Source organism: Streptomyces sp. NPDC056486 (genome assembly GCF_042795295.1).
Classification (GTDB): Bacteria; Actinomycetota; Actinomycetes; order Streptomycetales; family Streptomycetaceae; genus Streptomyces.
In genome coordinates, this window is the sequence record NZ_JBHTSF010000340.1 from 1 (window position 1) to 1,174 (window position 1,174).

Annotated in this window: 1 pseudogene; it reads left to right on the top strand. The window is 69.2% G+C overall.

From position 1 onward, the window contains the following. Positions 1-407 precede the first annotated feature (407 nt). A pseudogene (locus ACFQ7F_RS45915) lies at positions 408-1,174 on the top strand (hypothetical protein); the annotation flags it as partial.

A 1,174-nucleotide genomic window follows, 5' to 3' on the forward strand; every position in this document is an offset into this window, starting at 1 on the left:
GGTCAACCCTGTTAGGGGCAACAGCCCCAACCCGCCCGGGACAGAGTTTGTGGACTTTCTGGACCCCCTACGCGTGCGCGCGCGACGAGGCCGCTCGAAACCGCTCAAGATTCGGCCCTCAGCCACCGAACGAGACCCCGCAGCAACGAGGGTTGACCCCGTTACCTCTAACGGGGTCAACCCTCGTGATTCGCGCCTTCTGTGCCGTCCCCGTCCACTACGCTGATGCGTGGTCGCCCGCCGCGGACGACCCTGGTTCGAGTAGTCCGGCCCGTGACCGGATGGCGAAGACAGCCTGAACCCGCGCAGCGGGAATCGGTGGCACGACAGACGCATCCGCTCCAGGTCCACCGGCATGTCCAGGTGTGCCCGGGTCACGGGACCGCGCGCGCCGCGAGGAGATGGCCATGGGAGCCAAGCAGCAGGCGCTGAAGAACGCCGCCCGCAAGTACATGGAAGAGTCCGGCGAGACATCGCTGCAGGCCGCCATGCAGCACGTCCGCCGTGAGTACGAGCAGGGCCGCACCGACGAGGAACACGAGCCGCAGAACCCGATGGGCTTCGACGAGGCCGCCGACGCCACCGAGTACACCTCGCCGACGTACGTCACCGGCTACTTCGCCGCCAAGGGCGTCCACGAGCTGGCGGACGACGGACAGATCCTCGAGCTGATCGACCACGCGGAGAAGCACGGCCAGCCCGGGGCCCACGATCCGATCGAGTGCTTCCTGTGTGATGAGCCGGTCGTGGTCACCAAGGAACGCGAGGTGCACGTCGGCCTGGCGCTGCGCGAGGTCCAGCGCCCCGGACAGAACAAGCCCACAGAGCTGCAGATGCCGGTGTGGACACACGAAAGCTGCGCGCATACCCGTGTGTGGTCCTGGTCCCAGATCACGCTCGAGCGCCGTCGGCGCAAGCTGCCCGTCGAGGCCGGCGACCTGCCGCCCAAGCAGCATCGCCGACACGGCCAGCAGCCCGTCGAGGACTTCTACGCCTTCACCGTCCCCGAGGACAGCCCGCCCGTCTTCTACCTGCAGCCCGGAGAGCCGGACCGGCACGGCCCGCTCGGCTTCCGCGCCGACCGGCTGTCCGACGGCCTGCCGCCGCTGGACCTCACCCGGCAGGATCCGCCCGCCCGTCCGGAGTGGGTGATCGCCGCCGACCGGTCCGGGAT